Annotated in this window: 19 protein-coding genes; 15 read left to right on the top strand and 4 right to left on the bottom strand. The window is 71.0% G+C overall.

Annotation, left to right across the window (positions count from 1 at the left end; all coding sequences use genetic code 11):
* The first annotated feature begins 38 nt into the window (after window positions 1-38).
* The gene (locus ACFWJ8_RS20190) at window positions 39-1163 is read left to right on the top strand and encodes a M20/M25/M40 family metallo-hydrolase (RefSeq protein ID WP_378814924.1); all 1125 of its coding nucleotides are present in this window, start codon (window positions 39-41) and stop codon (window positions 1161-1163) included.
* Between the two features lie 38 nt (window positions 1164-1201).
* Here the strand turns inward: ACFWJ8_RS20190 and ACFWJ8_RS20185 are convergent, their stop codons facing one another.
* Window positions 1202-2311: a C39 family peptidase gene (locus tag ACFWJ8_RS20185; protein ID WP_378814922.1), complete on the bottom strand. Its 1110-nt coding sequence runs from the start codon at window positions 2309-2311 to the stop codon at window positions 1202-1204.
* Window positions 2312-2666: 355 nt separating this feature from the next.
* Here ACFWJ8_RS20185 and ACFWJ8_RS20180 point away from each other — a divergent pair, with 355 nt between their 5' ends.
* The 7 genes from ACFWJ8_RS20180 (at window position 2667) to ACFWJ8_RS20150 (ending at window position 10851) form a co-directional block, all read left to right on the top strand.
* Window positions 2667-4496, top strand: a complete 1830-nt coding sequence (locus ACFWJ8_RS20180; RefSeq protein ID WP_378814920.1) for an ABC transporter substrate-binding protein — start codon at window positions 2667-2669, stop codon at window positions 4494-4496.
* Window positions 4497-4578: 82 nt separating this feature from the next.
* Entirely contained in the window at window positions 4579-5619 is a 1041-nt protein-coding gene (locus tag ACFWJ8_RS20175) for an ABC transporter permease (protein ID WP_378814918.1), read from the top strand.
* Entirely contained in the window at window positions 5616-6533 is a 918-nt protein-coding gene (locus ACFWJ8_RS20170; RefSeq protein WP_378814916.1) for an ABC transporter permease, read from the top strand. The genes ACFWJ8_RS20175 and ACFWJ8_RS20170 overlap by 4 nt, the downstream gene beginning before the upstream one ends.
* Before the next feature lies 1 nt (window position 6534).
* Entirely contained in the window at window positions 6535-8181 is a 1647-nt protein-coding gene (locus ACFWJ8_RS20165) for an ATP-binding cassette domain-containing protein (RefSeq protein ID WP_378814914.1), read from the top strand.
* Window positions 8178-9185 carry an LD-carboxypeptidase gene (locus tag ACFWJ8_RS20160; RefSeq protein ID WP_378814912.1) on the top strand — a complete coding sequence of 336 codons (1008 nt, stop codon included), beginning with the start codon at window positions 8178-8180 and terminating at the stop codon, window positions 9183-9185. The genes ACFWJ8_RS20165 and ACFWJ8_RS20160 overlap by 4 nt, the downstream gene beginning before the upstream one ends.
* Complete coding sequence (locus tag ACFWJ8_RS20155) at window positions 9182-10024, top strand: serine hydrolase (protein ID WP_378814910.1); 843 nt, start codon at window positions 9182-9184, stop codon at window positions 10022-10024. The genes ACFWJ8_RS20160 and ACFWJ8_RS20155 overlap by 4 nt, the downstream gene beginning before the upstream one ends.
* A gap of 11 nt (window positions 10025-10035) precedes the next feature.
* Window positions 10036-10851 carry a serine hydrolase gene (locus ACFWJ8_RS20150; RefSeq protein WP_378814908.1) on the top strand — a complete coding sequence of 272 codons (816 nt, stop codon included), beginning with the start codon at window positions 10036-10038 and terminating at the stop codon, window positions 10849-10851.
* Between the two features lie 21 nt (window positions 10852-10872).
* Here the strand turns inward: ACFWJ8_RS20150 and ACFWJ8_RS20145 are convergent, their stop codons facing one another.
* Window positions 10873-11640, bottom strand: a complete 768-nt coding sequence (locus ACFWJ8_RS20145; RefSeq protein ID WP_378814906.1) for an MBL fold metallo-hydrolase — start codon at window positions 11638-11640, stop codon at window positions 10873-10875.
* Window positions 11641-11835: 195 nt separating this feature from the next.
* Between ACFWJ8_RS20145 and ACFWJ8_RS20140 the strand changes: the two genes are divergently transcribed.
* Both ACFWJ8_RS20140 and ACFWJ8_RS20135 read left to right on the top strand, forming a co-directional pair.
* Entirely contained in the window at window positions 11836-12816 is a 981-nt protein-coding gene (locus tag ACFWJ8_RS20140) for an aldo/keto reductase (RefSeq protein ID WP_378814904.1), read from the top strand.
* Window positions 12816-13190, top strand: coding sequence for a DUF2255 family protein (locus ACFWJ8_RS20135; protein ID WP_378814902.1), 375 nt, complete (start codon window positions 12816-12818; stop codon window positions 13188-13190). Before ACFWJ8_RS20140 ends, ACFWJ8_RS20135 begins: the two co-directional genes overlap by 1 nt.
* Here the strand turns inward: ACFWJ8_RS20135 and ACFWJ8_RS20130 are convergent.
* Complete coding sequence (locus ACFWJ8_RS20130; protein ID WP_378814900.1) at window positions 13177-14076, bottom strand: helix-turn-helix transcriptional regulator; 900 nt, start codon at window positions 14074-14076, stop codon at window positions 13177-13179. The two genes, ACFWJ8_RS20135 and ACFWJ8_RS20130, sit on opposite strands and share 14 nt — an antisense overlap.
* Before the next feature lie 234 nt (window positions 14077-14310).
* On the opposite strand from ACFWJ8_RS20130, the gene ACFWJ8_RS20125 reads away from it, so the two are divergent.
* Entirely contained in the window at window positions 14311-15195 is an 885-nt protein-coding gene (locus tag ACFWJ8_RS20125; RefSeq protein ID WP_378814898.1) for an EamA family transporter, read from the top strand.
* Between the two features lie 6 nt (window positions 15196-15201).
* Here the strand turns inward: ACFWJ8_RS20125 and ACFWJ8_RS20120 are convergent, their stop codons facing one another.
* A complete protein-coding gene (locus ACFWJ8_RS20120) occupies window positions 15202-15954 on the bottom strand; it encodes a GntR family transcriptional regulator (protein WP_378814896.1) in 753 nt (250 codons plus the stop codon).
* Between the two features lie 172 nt (window positions 15955-16126).
* Here ACFWJ8_RS20120 and ACFWJ8_RS20115 point away from each other — a divergent pair, with 172 nt between their 5' ends.
* The 4 genes from ACFWJ8_RS20115 to ACFWJ8_RS20100 form a co-directional block, all read left to right on the top strand.
* On the top strand, window positions 16127-17050 hold the full coding sequence (locus tag ACFWJ8_RS20115; RefSeq protein ID WP_378814894.1) for a phosphate/phosphite/phosphonate ABC transporter substrate-binding protein: 924 nt from the start codon (window positions 16127-16129) through the stop codon (window positions 17048-17050).
* A gap of 42 nt (window positions 17051-17092) precedes the next feature.
* Window positions 17093-17920 (top strand): phosphonate ABC transporter ATP-binding protein, encoded by an 828-nt coding sequence (phnC, locus tag ACFWJ8_RS20110; RefSeq protein WP_378814892.1) that lies wholly within the window; start codon window positions 17093-17095, stop codon window positions 17918-17920.
* Complete coding sequence (locus ACFWJ8_RS20105; RefSeq protein ID WP_378814890.1) at window positions 17917-19683, top strand: PhnE/PtxC family ABC transporter permease; 1767 nt, start codon at window positions 17917-17919, stop codon at window positions 19681-19683. Before phnC ends, ACFWJ8_RS20105 begins: the two co-directional genes overlap by 4 nt.
* Window positions 19680-20203, top strand: a 524-nt coding sequence (locus tag ACFWJ8_RS20100) for an FAD-dependent oxidoreductase (protein WP_378814889.1), incomplete at its 3' end; no start/stop codon positions are given. The genes ACFWJ8_RS20105 and ACFWJ8_RS20100, both read left to right, overlap by 4 nt.

Genomic DNA, 20203 nt, shown 5'->3' with positions numbered 1-20203 from the left:
AGCGCGAGATATGATTCAAAAGACAGACGGGACAGAATATGACTCACACTCGTGGCGGCACGTCCGGCGACCTCGTCGGACGACTGGAACGCCTCGCGCGCATCGAGTCCCCGTCGCGTGACGCGGCCGCGAGCGAGCACATGGCCGCCCAGCTGGCCGAGTGGTGGCAGGGCGCAGGCGCGACCGTGGCATTCGAGACCACGGATGCCGGCACCAGCCTCGTCGCCGAAGTCGCCGGTGAGGGCGACCCGCTGCTGCTGGTCGGGCACTCCGACACCGTGTGGCCGCGTGGTGCGCTGGACGGAGCCGTGCCCTGGTCGATCGACGGCGACATCGTGCGCGGCCCGGGCGTGTACGACATGAAGAGCGGCCTGCTCGTGATGATCGCGGCGCTGGAGCGTCTGCAGGGCCGTCGCCACCGGAGCGTCCGGGTGGTCGTCGTGTGCGACGAGGAGATCGGCTCGCCGACGACGCAGGCGCTGCTGCGCCGCAGCGCGGAGGGGGTCTCGGGGGCGATCGGGTTCGAATCGCCGCATCCGGACGGCGCTCTGAAGGTCGGCCGCCGCGGCAGCACGCGACTGCGGCTGGAGGTCCGGGGCCGGGCGTCGCACGCCGCACTCGACCCGGAGAACGGCATCTCCGCGATCGACGAGCTCGTCGACCAGCTGGTCCGTGTGCGCGCCGTGGTCGCGGACCCCGCACTGCCGTCGGAGGTGCTCTGCAACGTCGGCACGATCTCGGGCGGCGGCCGCGCCAACGTCGTGCCGGCGCACGCGCAGGCCGAGATCGGGTTGCGATTCGTGGATGCCGTCACCGAGGGCCGGGTCATGGCCGCGCTGGGAGGGCTCGAGCCGGTACGCCGCGACGCGGTCGTGGAGACGGCCGTCCTCAGCAGTCGCCCCGCCTGGAGTCCGTCGACCGCGGACGATGGGCTCGTCGCCGCGATCGCGGCCGGAGGACGGCGCATCGGCCAGGTCGTCGAGGCCCGGCCCGCGACCGGCGCGGGCGACACGAATCTGCTCGGGAGCCTCGGCATCCCGACGGTCGACGGCTTCGGACCGCGCGGAGGGGGCGCGCACGCCGTCACCGAGCACGTCTCGCTGGCATCGCTGGGCGAGCGGGTCGACCTGCTGGAGGCGCTGCTCGCCGATGTGCCGGCCTGAGAGCCCCCGCCTGCGTCTCGCACTCCGGGCTGGAGTGCTCACCAGGCCGCCGTCGAGCCGGCCGGCGGCAGGGCATGGCCGCGAGGCGTGATGAGGTAGACGGTGCGCCGGCTGTGCGACCACGCGGTGTCGAACGCGTCGCGAGGGTAGGTCCGCAGTCCCGCCTCGCCGCCCGGATTCGCCGGGTCGGCGACCAGCACGTCGCCGTGGGCGTCGAACCCGCGCATCACCAGGAGGTGGCCCGCCGTCGCGTAGTCGGCGCCGGGCAGCTCGCCGTCGCGGAACGAGATCGAGGCGATCAGCGGGATGCCGGACCGCGTGAGCTCGGAGGCCTCCTGCAGCGACGGCAGGCGCGTGACGACGGCATCCAGTCCGAGCTCGCCGGCCAGTGCGGCGTTGAACGCCCAGTTCCCGGTGCCGTCGTACGACGAGTCGTACACGGCGCGCGCGACCCGTGGCACGCGAGGGTCTGCGCCGGCAGGGACGTCGGCGGGTGCCGCCGCCGGGATGTCGACTCCCCAGGTCGCGGCCACCATCGTCAGCGAGGTCGGCGAGCACCAGCCGGGCCCGCCCCCGCCGAGGTCGGCGCGCGGCGGGTACGCGCGCTGCGACAGCGGCGGCACGACGACCGCATGCGCCGCCCGCGGCACGCGCGGGGACTCGGCCGGGACAGGCGGAGCGGGGTCGGCCGGGGCGCTGAAGCTCGCCGCCGCGAGCCGCAGCGGGGGAGTGGATGCCGGCGGCCCGTCGTGCAGCACGAGTCGCAGCTGGACGGCATCCCAGCGGTCCCCGGGGGCGGCGCGCAGGATGTCGGTGTCGATGATCGGGCGGAGCGGGTCGCGGTCGTCGTCGCCGGGAGCGGGGGCGCTGCGTCGGTCGCCCGCCGCTCCCCATCGCGCGAGCTGCTGCCACTCGTGCCATCCGGTGTCGATGCTCCGCGCGCGGATCGAGACGTCGGCTCCGGCGCCGGCATCGAGGTTCCACGATGCGACGACCTCGTCGGGGTGGACGCCCACCGGAAACCCGGGCTCGAGGACGTCCGAGGTCCATCGATGCCCGTCCCATCCCGCAGCGGCGTCGGCGCGCACCAGCCGAGTGTGCCAGGTCGCGGGGGCGAGCTGCTCGGCGGGCGCGGGCGCAGCGGTCACGATTTCTCCTTTTGTGGGATGATCCGCTACGGATCATCTCGCAACAGCGAGAGTCGGTCAAGCGTCGGTGGGATGAGCAATATGACAACTGAAGGCGGATTTGGTCTGCGACTCACGTGCGCAAAGCTCGCAGTGGGCCTTCATACTGCACAACCTGCTCCGCGAGTGACGCCTTCCCGGAAGGGTGGGAGCGCCCCTCAGGTCGTTACGTTCTCATGAAGATCGGGTACAAATACGGTGACCGAAGGTGCCGCATGATGTTGCATTGCTGCATCCCTTGAAGTCCGGATTCCGGACCTCCCCCGATGGAAGGACTCACATGCGATCACGGCACCGCAAACATCTGATCCGCGCGATGTCACTCGTCGCCGCCACCGCGCTCCTCGTCGCTCCGGCGGCTGCGGCGAATGCGGCAGCGCCCACTCGTGTCCACGCAGCGGACCCGTCCGATTCTCCCTCGTCCGGCGACGATGCCAAGACGATGCGGATCGCGACCTCCGGATTCGTCGACACGTTCAACCCGTTCGTCTCGATCTACCTGCTGCCGACGAACCTCATCCGCTACATGTACGAGAACCTCGTCCAGAACAGCGACGTCGACGGTTCTCCGACCAAGGGCCTGGCCGATCACTGGGACGTGACCGACGGCGGCAAGACGTGGACGTTCACCCTGCAGGACGACCTCGAGTGGTCCGACGGCGAGCCGATCACCTCGGGTGACGTGAAGTACACGTTCGACCAGATGATGGAGGTGCCGGAGCTGAGCGTCGCCAACGGCAGCCTCGTCTCCAACTTCGACAGCGTCGAGGCGCCCGACGACAAGACGGTCGTCATCAACCTCAAGGAGGCGCAGGCGCCGAACCCGGCGATCGAGATCCCGATCGTCCCCGAGCACATCTGGTCCGAGATCTCGAACCCGGCGGAGTACGCGAACGACGCTGACGTCGTCGGCTCCGGTCCGTTCCTGCTGGAGAGCTACAAGGCGAACCAGTTCATCACGCTCAAGGCCAACCCGACGTTCTGGGACGGCGCCCCGAAGATCGACAAGATCCAGTACGTCTACTACACGAACTCCGACGCGCAGGTGCAGGCGCTGCGCTCCGGCGACGTCGACTTCGTCTCGGGTCTCACGCCGACGCAGTACGACGCGCTCAAGGACGTCGAGGGCATCACGGTCCACTCGGGCATCGGCCGGCGGTACTCGTCGTTCAGCATCAACAGCGGCCTGAAGACGGTCGACGGGCGTCCGTTCGGCACGGGCAACCCCGCGCTGCAGGACGTCGAGGTGCGTCAGGCGATCCGTCTCGGCACCGACACGCAGACGCTGCTCGACAAGGTCCTCGGCGGCCTCGGCGACCCCGGCACGAGCTTCATCCCCGCCTCGTACCCGCAGTGGACGCTCCCCACCGACGACCCGGTGGTCGAGGAGTTCGCGTACGACCCCGAGAAGGCCATGGCGAAGCTCGACGCCGACGGCTGGGTGGCCGGCGACGACGGCATCCGCGTGAAGGACGGGCAGAAGCTCTCCATCCGGCTGACGGTGGATGCCTCCGACCCGACCGAGCAGGCGATCTCGCAGTACTTCCAGCCGTGGATGAAGGAGATCGGCATCGACGTGCAGATCGTGTCGACCGACTCCGACACCATCAGCGCGGTGGCCGTCTCGGGCGACTACGACATCTACCTGAGCGGCTGGAGCATCGGTCCCGACCCGGACTACCAGCTCGGCATCAACACGTGCGCCGCGCTGCCCACCGAGACCGACGGCACCGGTGCCACCAACCAGGACGGCTGGTGCAACGCCGAGTTCGACGAGATGTACCAGGAGCAGCGAACCGAGCTCGACCCCGCGACGCGTGAGTCGATCGTTCACGACATGCTCGCGCTCAACTACACCGACACGGCACAGATCACGTACTGGTTCGCCAACGGGCTGGAGGCCTACCGCTCCGACCGCTTCACGGACTTCCGCATGATGCCCGCCGACGGCGGCATCATCGCCAACCAGTCCGGGTACTGGGGCTTCAAGGACGTGGCGCCCGTCGCCGCCGAGGACGGCGAGTCCGCGGCATCCGACGGCCCAAATGTCGGCCTGATCGTGACCGGTGTGGTCATCGCGGTCATCGTGATCGGCGCAGTGATCTACATCGTGATCCGGCGGCGCAAGAGCGGTGACGTAGAGTGATCCCTTCGGTGGCCGCGGCGAACTCGCCGCGGCCACCGAAGCGTGGCAGCCCTCTCACACCCACGACCCAGCGAAGAAGCACATGAGCAGCACAGTCCCCCCCACCGAGGCGGTGATCCTCGAGGAGCAGGGCGAAGCCTCCGTCCGCAGCAGCCCGGCGCTGAAGTTCGCGCTCACCAAGATCGGCGGGGCCCTCATCAGCCTCGCGATGGTGATCCTCCTCGGATTCTTCGCCTTCAAGATCCTGCCGGGTGACCCGGTCGCCAAGGCGGCCCGAGAGCATCCCATGTCGCCCGAGCAGATCGCGCAGCTGCGCGCGCAGCTCGGACTCGACAAGCCGCTCTGGCAGCAGTTCGGCGACTACCTCGTCAACGTCTTCACGCTCAACTTCGGTGAGAGCTACGTGTACAAGCAGAGCGTCGCCTCGTTGATCGGCGACTACTTCTGGAACACGATCCTGCTCACCGGCACGTCGGCCGTCATCGCCATCGCGCTCGGCCTGTGGCTCGGGCAGAAGGCCGGGTGGCGTCCGGGATCGCGATTCGACAAGACGACGACCGGCACGTCGCTCGTGCTGTGGTCGGTGCCCACGTTCTGGCTCGCGCTGCTCCTGCTGATGGTCTTCGGCGGGACGCTGCACTGGTTCCCCACCGGCGGCATGGTCTCGCCGGACCCGCCCGACGACACCCTCGGCAAGATCTTCGACGTCATCTCGCACATGGTGCTGCCGGTGATCACCATGGTCGCCGTCGTGTACGCGCAGTATGTGATGGTCATGCGCGCGTCGGTCATGGAGGAGAAGAGCGCCGACTACCTGATCACCGCCCGGGCCAAGGGGCTCAAGGACGACGACCTGCGGACGCGTCACGCGGTGCCCAACGCCCTGCTGCCGACCGTGACCCTGGTCTTCCTGCACATCGGCGGGCTCATCGCGGGCGCGGTGACCGTCGAGACGGTGTTCTCGTGGCCCGGCCTCGGCAAGCTCACCTACCAGGCCATCCAGGGTCCGGACCTGCCGCTGCTGCAGGGAACCTTCGTGGTCTTCTCCGCGATCATCATCTTCACGAACCTCGTCGCGGACTTCGTGTACCGCCGGCTCGACCCGAGAGTGAGGCGCGGATGAGCGGCTCCACCGCCACCATCGCGCGCTCGCCGCGCAGCATGGCCTGGGCGCGCCGCCGGCGCGCATTCGCCACCTTCTGCCGGGAGTTCTCGCGCAACCGCGCCGGCATGGCCGGCCTCGTGTTCCTGGCCGTGATCATCCTGCTCGCGGTGCTGGCGCCGCTGATCGCCCCGGCCTGGATGCTGGACGTGACGAAGCTGCTCGACTCCCCCCGATTCGCCCCGCCGTCGCTCGAGCACCCGCTCGGCACCGACGACCAGGGCCGGGAGCTGTGGGTGCGGATGATCTGGGGCGCACGCGTGTCGCTGCTGGTCGGCTTCGCCGCCACCGCCGTCTCCATGATCATCGGCACCGTCGTCGGCATCGCGGCCGGGCACTTCACCGGATGGACCGGCGGGCTGCTGATGCGGATCATCGACTTCTTCCTCGTGCTGCCCTCGCTGATCCTCGCGATCGTGCTCTCGATCGTGCTCTCTCGCGGTGTCTGGACGATCGTGATCGCGATCGGGCTCACCTCGTGGGCCGGCACTGCCCGCGTCGTGCGCGCGCAGACGCTGTCGGTGGAGTCGCGCGACTACATCGAGCGCTCGCGGGTGCTGGGCGCCGGGCACTGGCACATCATCGGCAAGCACCTGCTTCCGGCGGTGCTCCCGCTGGTGCTCGCGAACACGACGCTGACCGTGGGGTCGGCGATCATCGCCGAGTCGACGCTGTCGTTCCTGGGTCTCGGAGACGCGACCCTCCAGTCGTGGGGGTCGGTCCTCAAGAACTCGATGGACGTCTCCGCCGCCACCGCGGGGTACTGGTGGTACGTCCTTGTCCCGGGCCTGGCCATCGTCCTGGTCGTGCTCGCCTTCACCCTTGTCGGGCGCGCCGTCGAGACGATCGTGAACCCGACGCTGAGGAGCCGTTGAGATGCCGGATCTGACCTTCGACGACGTCTCGATCGTCTATCGCACGAGTGGGCGCAATGACCGCGGCGAGGTCGCCGCCGTCAAGAACGTCTCGCTGAAGCTCCCCGCCGGCGGCACGCTGGGCGTGGCCGGCGAGTCGGGCTCGGGCAAGTCCACGCTCGCCATGAGCGTGCTGCGTCTGCTGCCGCCGAACGCCGCCATCGAGGGCCGCGTGCTGATCGGCGAGACGGCGATCGCCGACCTGCGCTTCGGCGAGCTGCGCGCGCTGCGCTGGGCCGAGGCATCCATCGTCTTCCAGGGGGCGATGCACTCGCTCAACCCGGTCCGCACCGTCGGGCAGCAGATCCTCGAAGCGCTGGAGCTGCACGTCGCGGACGGCTGGAAGACCGACAAGGCCCGCAAGGCGCGCATCGTCGAACTGCTCAGCGATGTCGACCTGCCGCCGGCCAAGGCCGATGCGTACCCGCACGAGCTGTCCGGCGGACAGAAGCAGCGCGTCATGATCGCGATGGCGCTCGCCTGCGAGCCCGACATCATCATCGCGGACGAGCCCACCACGGCGCTGGACGTGATCGTGCAGAAGCAGATCCTCGACATGATCAGCGTGCTCGTGGCCGAGCGCGGGATCTCGATGATGATGATCAGCCACGACCTGTCGGTGCTCGCCACGGCGTGCGAGCGCATCGCCGTCATGCGCGACGGCGGGCTCGTCGAGGTCGGCGACGCCTACGAGGTGTGCACGAATCCGCAGCACCCGTACACGCGTCAGCTTGCGGAGGCGTTCCCCACGATCGGGGACCCGGCGTCGCGACTGAACCCGGTCACCCGCCGAGGCGACGCGCCAGGCGGAAGAACTCGCGAGCTCTCGGAGGAGGTGCTGCTGGAGACGCGGGGCGTCACCGTGACGTACCACGGGCGTGGGAAGCCCCTCGCCGCCGTGAAGAACGTCGACCTGACGCTGCGGCGCGGCGAGATCCTCGCCCTCGTCGGGCAGTCCGGATCGGGCAAGACCACGCTCGCTCGCACCATCGTCGGCCTTCAGCATCCGGACGAAGGGTCGACCATCCGCTTCCGCGGCAAGGAGATCCCGCGCAAGGGGCGCGCGCTGCGCGAGTTCCGCAGCGAGGTGCAGATGGTGCTGCAGGACCCGTCCGCGGCGCTGAACCCGAAGCTCAGCATCTACGAGTCGGTCGCCGAGGGTCTGCGCGTGCAGCGCTACCCGGGGGACGAGCAGGAGCGCGTGGCGCAGGCGCTGGCGGATGCCGAGCTCACGCCCCCGGAGCGCTTCTTCACCGCGATCCCGCAGGAGCTCTCCGGCGGTCAGCGCCAGCGTGCGGTGATCGCCGGTGCGCTCGCCGTCGGGCCGCAGCTGCTCGTCGCGGACGAACCCGTCGCGTCCCTGGACGCTTCGGTGCGTGGCGAGATCCTCTCCCTGATCCTGTCGCTGCGCGACCGCCTCGACCTGAGCGCCCTCGTGATCACGCACGATCTGGGGCTGGCCTGGAACATCGCCGACACCGTCGCGGTGATGTACGAGGGCGCGCTCGTGGAGTACGGGACCACCGAGCAGGTGCTGCTCGACCCCCAGCATCAGTACACGCGGCGGCTGCTGGCAGCGGCGCCGACGATCGAACGGCGGCTGGCATGACCGCGCCTCTCGTGGCGGCCGACCGGTTCGCCTATCTCGACACCGCGCCGCTGCAGCCGGGTGACCGGGTCCGCTTCGTCTCGCCCTCGGGACCGGGCAGCGCCGAGAGTCTCGAGCGCGCGGTGTCGTACTACCGCGACTGGGGCCTCGACGTGGTGGTCGGCGATCATGTGCTCGATCCGCACCCGCGGGCGAAGTACCTCGCCGGCGGCGACGACGCCCGTCGTCAGGACCTCGTCGACGCGTGGCTCGACCCCGACACCGCGGCCGTCGTGTGCGTGCGCGGCGGCTACGGCGCGATGCGCCTCCTCGACGGCATCGACTGGGAGGCGATGCGGGCGGCGGCCCTCCGCCGGGACGGGCGCCCGAAGCTGCTGACCGGCTCGTCGGACGTCACCGCGCTGCACGAGGCGTTCCGGGTGCACCTGGACGTGCCGACGCTGTTCTGCCCGATGCCCGGCAATGACGTGTTCCGCGATTCCGAGTTCATCCGCGCCGACGTCCGGCGCTGGCTCTTCGAGCCGTGGCGCGGACGCGACATCGTGGGCCCCCGGACCGAGGTGGTCGTGCCCGGCACCGCCGAGGGACGCTTCACCGGCGGCAACCTCAGCCTCCTTGCCGGTGCTCTGGGCGCCGTGGAAGCCGCGGTGCTGCCGAGCGGCATCCTGTTCCTCGAAGACATCGACGAAGAGACCTACCGGCTGGACGGGTTCCTCCTGGCGCTCTGGCGAGCCGGCCGCATCGGCGCCGCGTCGGGCATCGTGCTCGGCTCGTGGCACAACTGCGGCGGCCCCGACGGACCGGAAGGCCCCGACGCGTCCGCCTCACTCGGCCGGGTGGCCGCGCTGCTGCGGGAGTATCTCTGCGACCTCGGCGTCCCGGTGGTGGGGGAGCAGGGGTTCGGTCACGATCCCGACGCGCTCAGCATCCCGCTGAACGTCGACGGCGCACTGGTCGCCCCGGCCGGCGGACCCGCCCGACTCACGGTAGGGGCGGCCCTGTGAGCGCCCTGAGCCTGCCCGCGCTGGACCCGCGGGTGCGGTGGTCGGTCAGGATCGTGGATGCCGCCGACGCGGCCGTCCTCGCCGAACATGCGCCGCAGCAGCAGTGCGAGACGGCGAGCATCGGCAAGGTGTTCCTGCTCATCGAGGTGGCGCGGCGGCTGGAGTCCGGCGAGCTGGACCCCGACCAGCGCATCGAGATCCCCGACGAGCACCGCGTCGCTGATTCCGGGCTGCTGTATCGCATGCGCGATCAGCGGCTGACGGTCGACGACGCCGCCCTGCTCGTCGGCGCGGTCAGTGACAACCTCGCCACCAACGCGCTGCTGGCGCTCTGCGGCCTCGACGCGGTGCGGGCGGTGGCTCCCGGTCTCGGTTTCGCCGACACGTCGCTGCACGACTACATCCGCAACGAACGCACGCCCGATCTGCCGTGGACGCCGTCATACGGCACCGCGGCAGAGCTGGCCGAGCTCATGCGCAGACTCGGCGCCGGAGAGGTCGAGACGCCGGCGGTCAGCGGGCGCGTGCTCGACTGGCTGGCCGCCGACACCGACACGTCGATGGTCGCCGACGCGCTGCTGCTCGACCCGCTCGCGCACGTCGACCCGGAGTACCAGGGCATGGTCCTGCGGCACAAGACGGGCAGCACGTCGTTCGCCCGCATCGACATCGGCCATCTGTCGGGGCCGCGGGCGTCGGTCGCGTACGCTGTGGCGGCGAACTGGAAGGACTCCGACGACGACCTGCGTGCGCCGGTGCTCGACGCGATGCACGCCATCGGCGAGGAGCTGCGCGCTCACGTCACCGGCCGCCGCCGTGACGACGAGAAGCTCGGCTGAGCGGAGGAAGCATGGTCGTCGGAATCGAGGAGCTCGAGCAGCAGATCCCGGGACTGCGGTTCTCCGCGCTGGCGGTCGACGTCGACTCGGGCGAGACGGTGTTCCGCCATCGCCCCGAGGTGGAGCTCGACACCGCGAGCGTCGGAAAGGTGTTCCTGCTGCACCGTCTGCTGACCGAGGTGGACGCGGGCGAGCGCTCGCTGGAGGAGCGGGTCACCCGCCGCCCGGTCGAGTGGATGGACAATTCGGGGCTCTGGTACCTGCTTCAGGCCGACACCCTGTCGCTGTATGACGTGGCGGCGCTGATCGGCGCCGTGAGCGACAACGCCGCCACGAACACGCTCAGCCGGGTCATCGGCCTGCCCGTCGTGCAGCGGCACACCCGCGCCCTCGGCTACGAGAGATCCGGCCTCGACGACGTCGTCCGCTGGCCGCTGCCGCCGGGTGCGCCGCGGACGCTCTCGCACGCGACCGCGGAGGAGCTCGTGCGGTTCGTCACGCGCACCGCGACGGCGGCTGACCTCACTCCTGCGTCCGCCGACACGCTGCAGCGGTGGCTCGGCGCCGGCATGGATCTGTCGATGGTCGCCGCGGCGTTCGGGCTCGACCCGCTCGCGCACTACTACTTCGATCGCGATGTGTGGCTGTGGAACAAGACGGGCACGATCTCGACCGTGCGCGCCGACACGGGACTCGTGATGTCGCCGGACCGGCGACTGGCGTATGCGGTGCTGGCGAACTGGCCTCGCGGCGTGGATGTGCGCGATCGTGTCCTCGCGGTGATGCGTGCGGCCGGCGACGAGCTGCGCGCCCGGCTGACGAACTGATCGTCGGGCCCGGCCGGCGCCTCAGCCGTTCGCGGCGACCATCCGCTGGAGCCGCTCGTACTCCTGGTCCATCCCGGGGTTCGCGAGGCGCGGGTCCGCGGGAGCGCGCCCGGCGACCACGTCGTTGAGGTAGCGGCGGTCGGCGTCGAGCCGAGCGAGCGCGTCGCCCCCCGGGGTGCCGTGGCCGGGGATCACGACGGCGGCCTGTGCCGCGTACGGGGCGAGCCGGTCGAGCGCGGCGACGTACGAGTCGAGGTCGTCGGGTGCGAACGGCAGCGGCAGCTCGAGGTCGCTCAGCATGTCGCCGGCGACCAGCACGCGCTGCTCGGGAAGCCACACGGCGGTGTGCCCGGGAGCGTGGCCGTCGTGCACCACGAGTTCAGGGGCGAAGCCGCGGGGTACCGATTCGGACGGGATGGCGGCATCCACTCCGTCGACGCGTCCCATGAGGTCGGCGAGCGGGTGCGGGAACCCGGCGCCGAGGCTGTGGAGCAGCTCCGCGCGCTCGTCGCGGGCGAGCGCCGCGGTCGCCTGAGACGCCCAGCGCGGCGCCCTGCCGAACCTCTCGTGCCACAGCAGGTGGTCGTGGTGCGCGTGCGTCGCGAAGCCGCCGACCACGGTGAGCCCGCGGGCGTCGAGCGTGTCTGCGAGGCCGTCGAGCTCGGTCGGCAGCCAGCACGGGTCGATGAGCAGCGCCTCGTCGTCGCCGATGAGCACGGTGGACGTCGTCGACATGATGGCGCTCGTCGCGACGAACACGCCGTCGGCGACCTCCGTCAGTTCTCGCATCCGTCCATCCTCTCCGGTGCCGCGGGTACCCGCATCCCAGGACTCGGCCCGCGACGAGCCCGCGTTCGCCCACGACGAGCACGAGCCGGGGAGGTTCTCGCAGTACCTGTCTTCGGAGGGACTCCCGCGGCGCACCCGGACGATGTGGAATGGGGATGCCGCGGGCGAGCGTCGCGGGCGGCACGAGGAGGATCCATGCACACCAGGAAGCTCGGTCAGGGACTCGAGGTCTCGGCCATCGGCATCGGCGCGATGGGCATGTCGATGAGCTACGGTCCCAACCCGGGTGATCGCGACGACATGATCGGCGTGCTGCGGTACGCCGTCGAGCAGGGCGTGACCTTCATCGACACGGCCGAGGTCTACGGCCCGTACGACAACGAGGTGCTCGTGGGCGAGGCGATCGCCCCGATCCGCGACCAGGTCGTCGTCGCGACGAAGTTCGGCTGGAACATCGTCGACGGCCGTATGCAGGGGACGGACTCGCGGCCCGAGCAGATCCGCCGCGTGGCGGACGCCTCGCTGCAGCGTCTCGGCGTCGAGACGATCGACCTGTTCTACCAGCACCGCGTCGACCCCGACGTGCCGATCGAAGAGGTCGCGGGCGCCGTCGCCGAGCTGGTCAGGGAGGGCAAAGTCGCGCACTTCGGGCTGTCGGAGGCCGGTGCGCAGACCATCCGCCGCGCCCACGCGGTGTACCCCGTCACAGCGGTGCAGAGCGAGTACTCGCTGTGGACCCGCGACCCCGAGACCGACGTGCTGCCGACGCTTGCCGAGCTCGGCATCGGCTTCGTGCCGTTCAGCCCGCTCGGCAAGGGGTTCCTCACCGGGACCGTCTCGGCCGACGCCACGTTCGGCGCCGGCGAGATCCGCGGTCGAGTGCCCCGATTCCAGCCCGACAACCTGCGCGCCAACCAGGCGATCGTCGACGGTGTCCGCGGGATCGCCGCCGCCCGCGAGGCCACGCCCGCACAGGTGGCGCTCGCGTGGCTGCTGTCGCGGCATCCCTTCATCGTCCCGATCCCAGGGACCCGCCGCCGCGAACGCGTCGACGAGAATGCAGGCTCGACCGCCGTCGCACTGTCGGCCGATGACATCGCGACGCTCGACGCTCTGGCGGCGACCGTCGCGGGCAATCGCTACGACGACGCCGGCATGGCGATGGTTGGCCTCTGATGGCCGCGTGGGACGAGGGTGACCTGCGCCGCGTCGGCGGTGCCACCGAGCTGCGCGTGTCGTCGCGCCGGCCCGACGGCTCGCTGCGTCCGTACGTGACGATCTGGCACGTCGTGGTCGATGAGGCCCTCTACCTGCGCTCGGCGCACGGGCCCGAGAACGGCTGGTTCCGACGGGCGGTGCGCTCGGGGGCCGGGCGCATCTCGTCCGGCGGCGTCGAGCAGGACGTGACCTTCCGCCTCGCCGACCCCGCGCTCGGCCCCGGGGTCAGCGCGGCGCTCCACGCGAAGTACGACCGGTTCGGCCCGGGTCCGGTCGGCGCCATCACCGGAGTGGATGCCGCCACCACGACCCTCCTGGTCATGCCGGAGTGATCGACCCCGTCGCCGTCGTGTCGGCGGCGGCGAACTCGGCCGCCTGCGTCGCCGCCCACGATGCCAGCAGCTTGAGGGCATCGGACGACGGCGAGCCGGCCGGGGCCGTGTACACGTTGAGCACGAGTCCCGGCTCGCTCGGCAGGTCCATCGACTCGTAGTGGAGCTCGAGGTCGCCGACGACCGGGTGGTGCAGGCGCTTGACGCCGCTGCGGTGGAACTTGACGTCCTGCGACGCCCACCGCTCGCGGAACAGCTCGCTCTGCGTCGACAGCTCGCCGATGAGACGGATCAGCTCCGGGTCGTGCGGGTTGCGGCCGGCCTCCAGGCGCAGCATCGCGGCGGAGTCGTGCGTGATGCGCTCCCAGTCGCGCCAGAATTCGCGTGCCGCAGGGTTGAGGTAGGCGAAGCGCGTCGTGTTGACGGGCCGCCGCGGGTCGTCGAACACGGGGGAGTAGAGGGCACGCGCCAGTAGATTCGTGGCCAGGATGTCGTGGCGTCCGTTGCGCACCCAGGCGGGCGCCTCGGTGATCGCGTCGAGCACCTGCCGCACTGCCGGGCGCACCGTCGAGGGCACCCGGCGCTCGCCGCGGCGAGTGGGGCCGGCCGCGCGCGCCAGGTCGAACAGGTACTCGCGTTCGGCCTCGTCGAGCTGCAGCGTGCGGGCGACGGCATCGAGCACCGACTCCGACGCGCCCGCGAGGTTCCCGCGCTCGAGTCGCACGTAGTAGTCCACCGACACGCCGGCGAGCATCGCCACCTCTTCGCGGCGCAGGCCCGTCACGCGGCGGTTGCCGCCGTACGCGGGGAGCCCCGCCTCCTCGGGAGTGATGCGTGCTCGCCGCGAGCTCAGGAACTCCTTCGCCTCGGCACGGATGTCGGTCATGCCTCCACGCTACGTCCACCCCGCGCGCCGTGACAGGCACTGCGAGTGCCCGTCGGAAGGCACGTCACCCGGGCGTGCTACGGTGACCCCGATAGCGCCTAGGGTTCCGGAGCCACGGCTCGACTGGTCCGAGCGGCGCCACGACCGGCCGCCCTGACGGCGGGTCGTCATCTGACAGGACAAAAGCCCGGAGGACCCGGTTCGTCGCGCCCGCGACGCACGGAAGGGTCCCGCGTGTCCGGTCTCGCCGTCCTCCTCGTCCTCGCCGCGGCGGTCGCCCACGCGTCGTGGAACGTCATCGCGCACGGCGCCAGCCGATCCGGCCTGCCCTTCCTGTGGGCCGGATCGCTCGTGAGCACCGTGCTGTGGCTGCCGGTCGTGCCGCTCACCGGAGGGCTGGGGTCGTTCGGCGGCGGCACCGCCGATCTGCAGGGGTTCGCGCTCGGCGTCGCGGTCTCGGCGGTGCTGCACGTGGTCTACATGCTCGTGCTGCAACGGGGCTACGCGGTCGGCAACCTGTCGACCGTGTATGCGACGGCGCGGGGGAGCGGCCCGCTGCTGACCGTGATCGTCGCGGTCGCCGTGATCGGCGAGCGCCCGTCGCCGATCGCCCTCGTCGGGGTCGCCGCGATCCTCGCCGGCGTCATCGGCATCGGCTTCGTGGACCGTGCCGGCGAGCGGCCGGCGGACGGTCGCCGCGTCGATCCGGCGATCGTGTTCGGCCTCCTCACCGGCGCCGCGATCGCCGCCTACACGCTGTGGGACGCCCAGGCGCTGCGCACGTGGCAGCTCTCGCCGGTCGCGTTCATGGTCGGCTGCACCGCGCTGGAGCTCCCGGTGTTCACGGCGCTGCTCGGGCGGCGACTGCCCGAGGGGGTGCGGCTGCTGCGCCGGGACTGGCGACGGCTGGTCGTCTTCGGTGTGCTCTCGCCGCTGTCGTACATCCTCGTGCTCACCGCCGTCACCATCGCACCGGTGTCGATCGTGGCGCCGATGCGGGAGGTGAGCGTCGTGCTGGTGAGCCTGTTCGGCGCGTTCGTGCTGCGCGAGGGGCGACCGGGGGCGCGGGTCGCGGCATCCGTCGTCGTCGTCGCGGGCATCGCGCTGCTCGCGATGTGAGCCGGGTCAGGCGCTGCCGAGCGGGCGCACGTACGCGTCGCCCTGACGCGACCGCCCCGAGGCCGACACCGTGAACCGCACGATGTCGCTGAGGTAGCGGTCGTCGGACGCCTCGAACGTGCGGCCGCCGGCATCCCTCGTCACGCGCCGCAGGCGCAGCACCGGGGCGCCCAGCGGCACCCCGAGCAGCAGGCTGTCGGTGTCGTCGGCGCCGATGGCGTCGATCTCGTGGTCGACGTCGGCGGAGGCGGTGCCGTGCTCTTCGAGGTACTCGGTGATCGACACGGTGTCGAGATCGACGCCGAACAGCACGCGCCCGACGGGCTCGATGTAGGTGAGGCGCTCGAGCATGGTGGCGCGGCCGTCGAGCAGACGCAGTCGCAGCACATCGACGACGAGGTCGCCCTCGTCGATGCCGAGCAGCTCGGCCTTCTCGGCGTCGGCGCGGCGCAGGCTCACCTCCTGCGTGCGCGCACCCGGCGCGGCGCCGATCTCCCGCGCCCAGCGCGTGAACGGGATCGACACGTCGACGGCCTGGTGCGCCTTGCGCGCGGTCACCCGCGCCGGTCGCCCGCGCGTGGTCTCGAGGAGCCCCTCGTTGCGCAGTGCGGCCAGCGCGTTGCGCACCGGGCCACGGGACGTGTTCCAGCGCTCGGCCAGCTCGGCCTCGGTGGGTACGTCGTCACCGGGTGCGAGACGTCCGCCCACGATCTGGGCACGCAGGTCGTCGGCGATGAGCTTGTACACCGTATCTGCCACGTAGGAATACTACTCGGGATGCCGGATGCGCGACGTTCGCGGCGCAAACTGTTCGCCCCCGCGTGACTTGGGTGAACAACCCTTGAACAATCACCACGTAGGTACATTTCTCGGTGCAACCGGTGCGAGAGTTCTGGAGGTTCTTCCTCCCTCCCTCACCCGAAAGGTCGTCATGAACCTCCGTGCCACCCGCGCGTCGATCGCCCTCGCCGGCGCCGCGCTCCTCGCCCTCGGTCTGTCCGCGTGCTCCGGCGACGCCGGCGCCGCCGAGGACGCCGCCACGACGTCCGGCTACGCCGTCGACTCCGACACCCTCGTGTTCGGCGTCGTCCCCGACTCGGCCGACACCGAGACCAACTACCAGCCGCTCATGGACTACATCGCCCAGGAGACCGGCAAGACAGTGGAGTACCACGAGTCGACCGACTACGCCGCCCTCATCGAGGCGGCCATCGCGGGCAAGATCGACGTCGCCTCGTTCTCGGGCTTCACGTACGTGACCGCGACGAACAACGGCGCGCAGCTCACCCCGATCTCGTCCATCGTCACCGCGGAGGGCCAGGAGCCGGGCTACTACTCGCAGGCGATCGTCCCGACCGGCAGCAGCATCGCCTCTCTCGCCGACTTCCAGGGCAAGAAGGTCTGCTTCGTCGACCCGTCGTCGACCTCGGGCTACCTCTTCCCGTCGTACAACCTGCTCGAAGAGGGCATCGACCCCGAGAAGGACGTCACCCCGGTCTTCGCCGGCAAGCACGACGTGAGCGTCCAGAAGGTCGGCGAGGGCGTCGAGTGCGAGGCGGGCTTCGCCGAGGACAGCGAGGTCGCCAAGTCCGACAAGGTGAAGGTCATCGAGGAGACGATGGTGCCCGGTGCGCCGCTCGTGTACTCGAACACGCTGCCCGACGACGTGAAGAAGCAGCTCGTCTCGATCCTCGGCGAGGTCACGATCGACGACATCATCGCGAGCGGCGTCGACAGCGCCGACAGCGAAGGCTTCCGCAGCGTCTTCTACGCCACCAAGCCGGTCGACGACGCGTACTACGACGTCATCCGCGACATCTGCAAGGCGACGAACGCGACCCAGTGCCAGGGCTGACGCCCGCACTCTGACGGCACCCGCACGAGGACCCGAGCAGCCATGAACACCACCGCACCCGAGACGGTCGTCCGCCTGGACGGTGTCACCAAGCGCTTCGGCGCCACCACCGCCCTCGACGACGTCACGCTCACCGTGGACCGCGGAGAGATCGTCGTGCTGCTCGGGCTCTCGGGCTCGGGCAAGTCCACCCTGCTGCGGCACCTCGACGGGCTGGAGGTTCCCACCTCCGGCTCCGTCGAGGTGCTCGGCGAGGACGTGCCCGCGCTCGCGGGCCGGCGCCTGCGCGGCCTGCGCAGCCGCGTCGGCTTCATCTTCCAGCAGTTCGAGCTCGTGCCGTCGCTGACCGTGCTCGAGAACGTGCTCACCGGATCGCTCGCGGGCGTGCGCGGACCGCGGCTCGGCCTGTGGTCGTACGCGAAGGCCCGTCGGCTCGCCGCCCTCGGGCACCTCGACCGAGTGGGGCTCCTCGACCGCGCGTACCAGCGCTCCGACACGCTGTCGGGCGGGCAGCAGCAGCGCGTGGCGATCGCCCGCGCCCTGATGCAGAACCCGAGCGTGCTGCTGGCCGACGAGCCCGTCGCCTCGCTCGACCCGGAGTCGAGCGACCAGGTCATGGCGCTCATCCGCGAGATCGCCGCCGACGAGGGGCTCACGGTGATCTGCAGCCTGCACCAGGTCGACCTCGCGATCTCGTGGGCGGACCGCATCGTCGGACTCCGCCACGGCGGGGTCGTCCTCGACCTGCCCACGCAGGACCTCACGAAGACCCAGGTCATGGAGATCTACGGCCGGGTCGCGACGACGACCGCCGAGCTGCGCGCCGTGCAGGACGAGCTCCTCGTGACGGGCGCGGAGCCGGTGCGATGACGACCACCGTCGACCGTCCCCGCGTGACACCGGCGCTCGCGTCCCTCGCCGAGCGCGCGCCGAAGCGCCCGGTCTCGCCCGAGCGCATCGCCGCCGGCCTCACCCTCGTCGCCCTCGTGGCCGTGTCGATCGCCGCGCTCGGCGAGGTCGACATCTCGCTCCCCGACATGATCGCCAGCTGGGGCAACGCGGAGCGCTTCTTCGCGCGCGTCGGCGCGCTCAGCTTCCCCGAGCCGGCCGAGCTCGCGTGGCTCATCGCCCTCACGCTCGGACTCGTGCTGACGGGTACCCTGCTCGCGGCGGCCCTGTCGGTGCCGATCGCGTACCTCGCAGCCTCGAACACGACCCCCGGCAACGGCTGGCGGGCGGCGGCCCGGTTCGCGGGCGTCCTCGCACGATCGCTGCCCGACGTCGTGCTCGCCATGGTGTTCGTGCTGATGTTCTCGCTCGGCGCGCTGCCCGGCATCCTGGCCATCGGCATCCACTCGATCGGCATGATCTCGAAGATGTTCGCCGACGCGATCGAACAGATCGACGAGGGGCCGCGCCTCGCGATCCGCGCGGCCGGCGGCTCTCGCGCGCAGGAGTTCTTCAGTGGCATCCTGCCGCAGGTGCTGCCGTCGTGGGTGGCGACCGTGCTGCACCGCAACGACATCAACCTGCGCGGCTCGGTGGTGCTCGGCTACGTCGGCGTCGCGGGCCTCGGCCTGGAGATGTCGTACGCCTTCAAGTCGCTGAACTACGGGCTCGGCCTCGGCATCGCGCTCGTCATCTTCGTGCTGTGCGTGGTGATGGAGATCGTCTCCAGCGTCGTCCGTGCCTGGATGCTCGGACGCACCGGCGACCGGCGGACCAGGCTCCTGCGCACCACCTGGGCCGACCACCTGGTCGGCCGTCGCGTGATGCGTCGGGACCGGGTGGGTGCCGCCGCCCCGAGCTCCGCCTCGACCGCCGCATCGTGGGCGCAGAGCCCGCAGACGGCGTTGCGCCGCCCGTGGACCGCCGAGCGCGTGCGCAACGTCGTGGCCGGCTGGGTCGCCGTCGCGATCGTGGTCGCCGGGGTCTGGGTGTGCCAGATCAACTGGGGCGACTTCCTGACCTTCTGGGCGAAGATCCCTGCCGTCGCCGTGCAGTTCTGGCCGCCGACCTTCGGCGTGTACGGCCCCGAGGTGATGTTCGAGGCGCTCCGCGAGACCGTCGCGATCGCGCTCGCCGCGACGCTCCTCGCCCTCGTGCCGTCGCTGCTGCTCGGCTCGTTCGCCGCACGCAACGTGGCGGCCGGCGCGGGCGTGCGCGGCACCGCGAGGTTCGCGCTCGTCGGCATCCGCGGCATCCCCGAGATCATCCTCGCGATCGTGCTCATCGTGATCACCGGGCTCGGCATGCAGGCGGGCACGATCGCCCTGGCCGTCGGCGGTGTGGGCCTCCTCGGCAAGCTCATCGCGGACTCGTTCGAAGAGGTCGACCGCGGCCCCGAGCGCGCCCTCTTCGCGACCGGGGCCACGCGCCTGCAGGTGTACGCCGGTGCCACGGTGCCGCAGGGATCGCGTGCGCTCATCGGCCACTCGTTCTACCTGCTCGACACCAACATCCGCGCGGCCACGATCCTCGGCATCGTCGGCGGCGGCGGGGTCGGCTACTACCTGCTCAACGCCAGCCAGGGGGCGAACTACGGCATGGTGACGGCGATCGTGCTGATGATCCTCGTCACGGTGCTGATCGTCGAAGGCATCGCCATGTGGATGCGGAGGGTGTTCCGATGAACCGCTCGTTCGACGTCGCCGTCGTCGGCGCCGGCATCGTGGGCCTCGGCGCCGCGTACGCCGCCGCCCGCCGTGGACAGCGCGTGGTCGTGATCGACCGGGCGTCCGAGACGCTCGGCGCCACCGTGCGCAACTTCGGCCACCTCTGCATCGGCGCACAGACCGGACTGGCCCGCGAGTACGCCGACGCGTCGCGTCCGCTGTGGCTGCAGCTGGCGCACGACGCCGGGTTCTGGCTGCGCGAGTCCGGCACCCTGGTCGTCGCCCGTCACGACGACGAGCTGGCGCTGCTCGCAGCGGCGGCCACGGACGGCGGCATCGACCTGCTCACCGCGGACGCGCTCGAGGCGCGCGTCGCGGTGCGTCCGGGCGTGGCGGCCGGCGGCGCGTGGATCGCCCCCGACCTGCAGACCGACCCGCGATCCGCTGCGGCGGCGATCCGGGCTCACCTGGAGTCGCTGGGCGTCGAGTTCCGCACCCGCACCTCGGTGGGCGCCGTCCGCACCGGCCGCGTCGAGAC

The organism is Microbacterium sp. NPDC058389, from assembly GCF_042722305.1.
Classification (GTDB): domain Bacteria; phylum Actinomycetota; class Actinomycetes; order Actinomycetales; family Microbacteriaceae; genus Microbacterium.
This window is presented reverse-complemented; position numbering and strand designations above follow the sequence as displayed.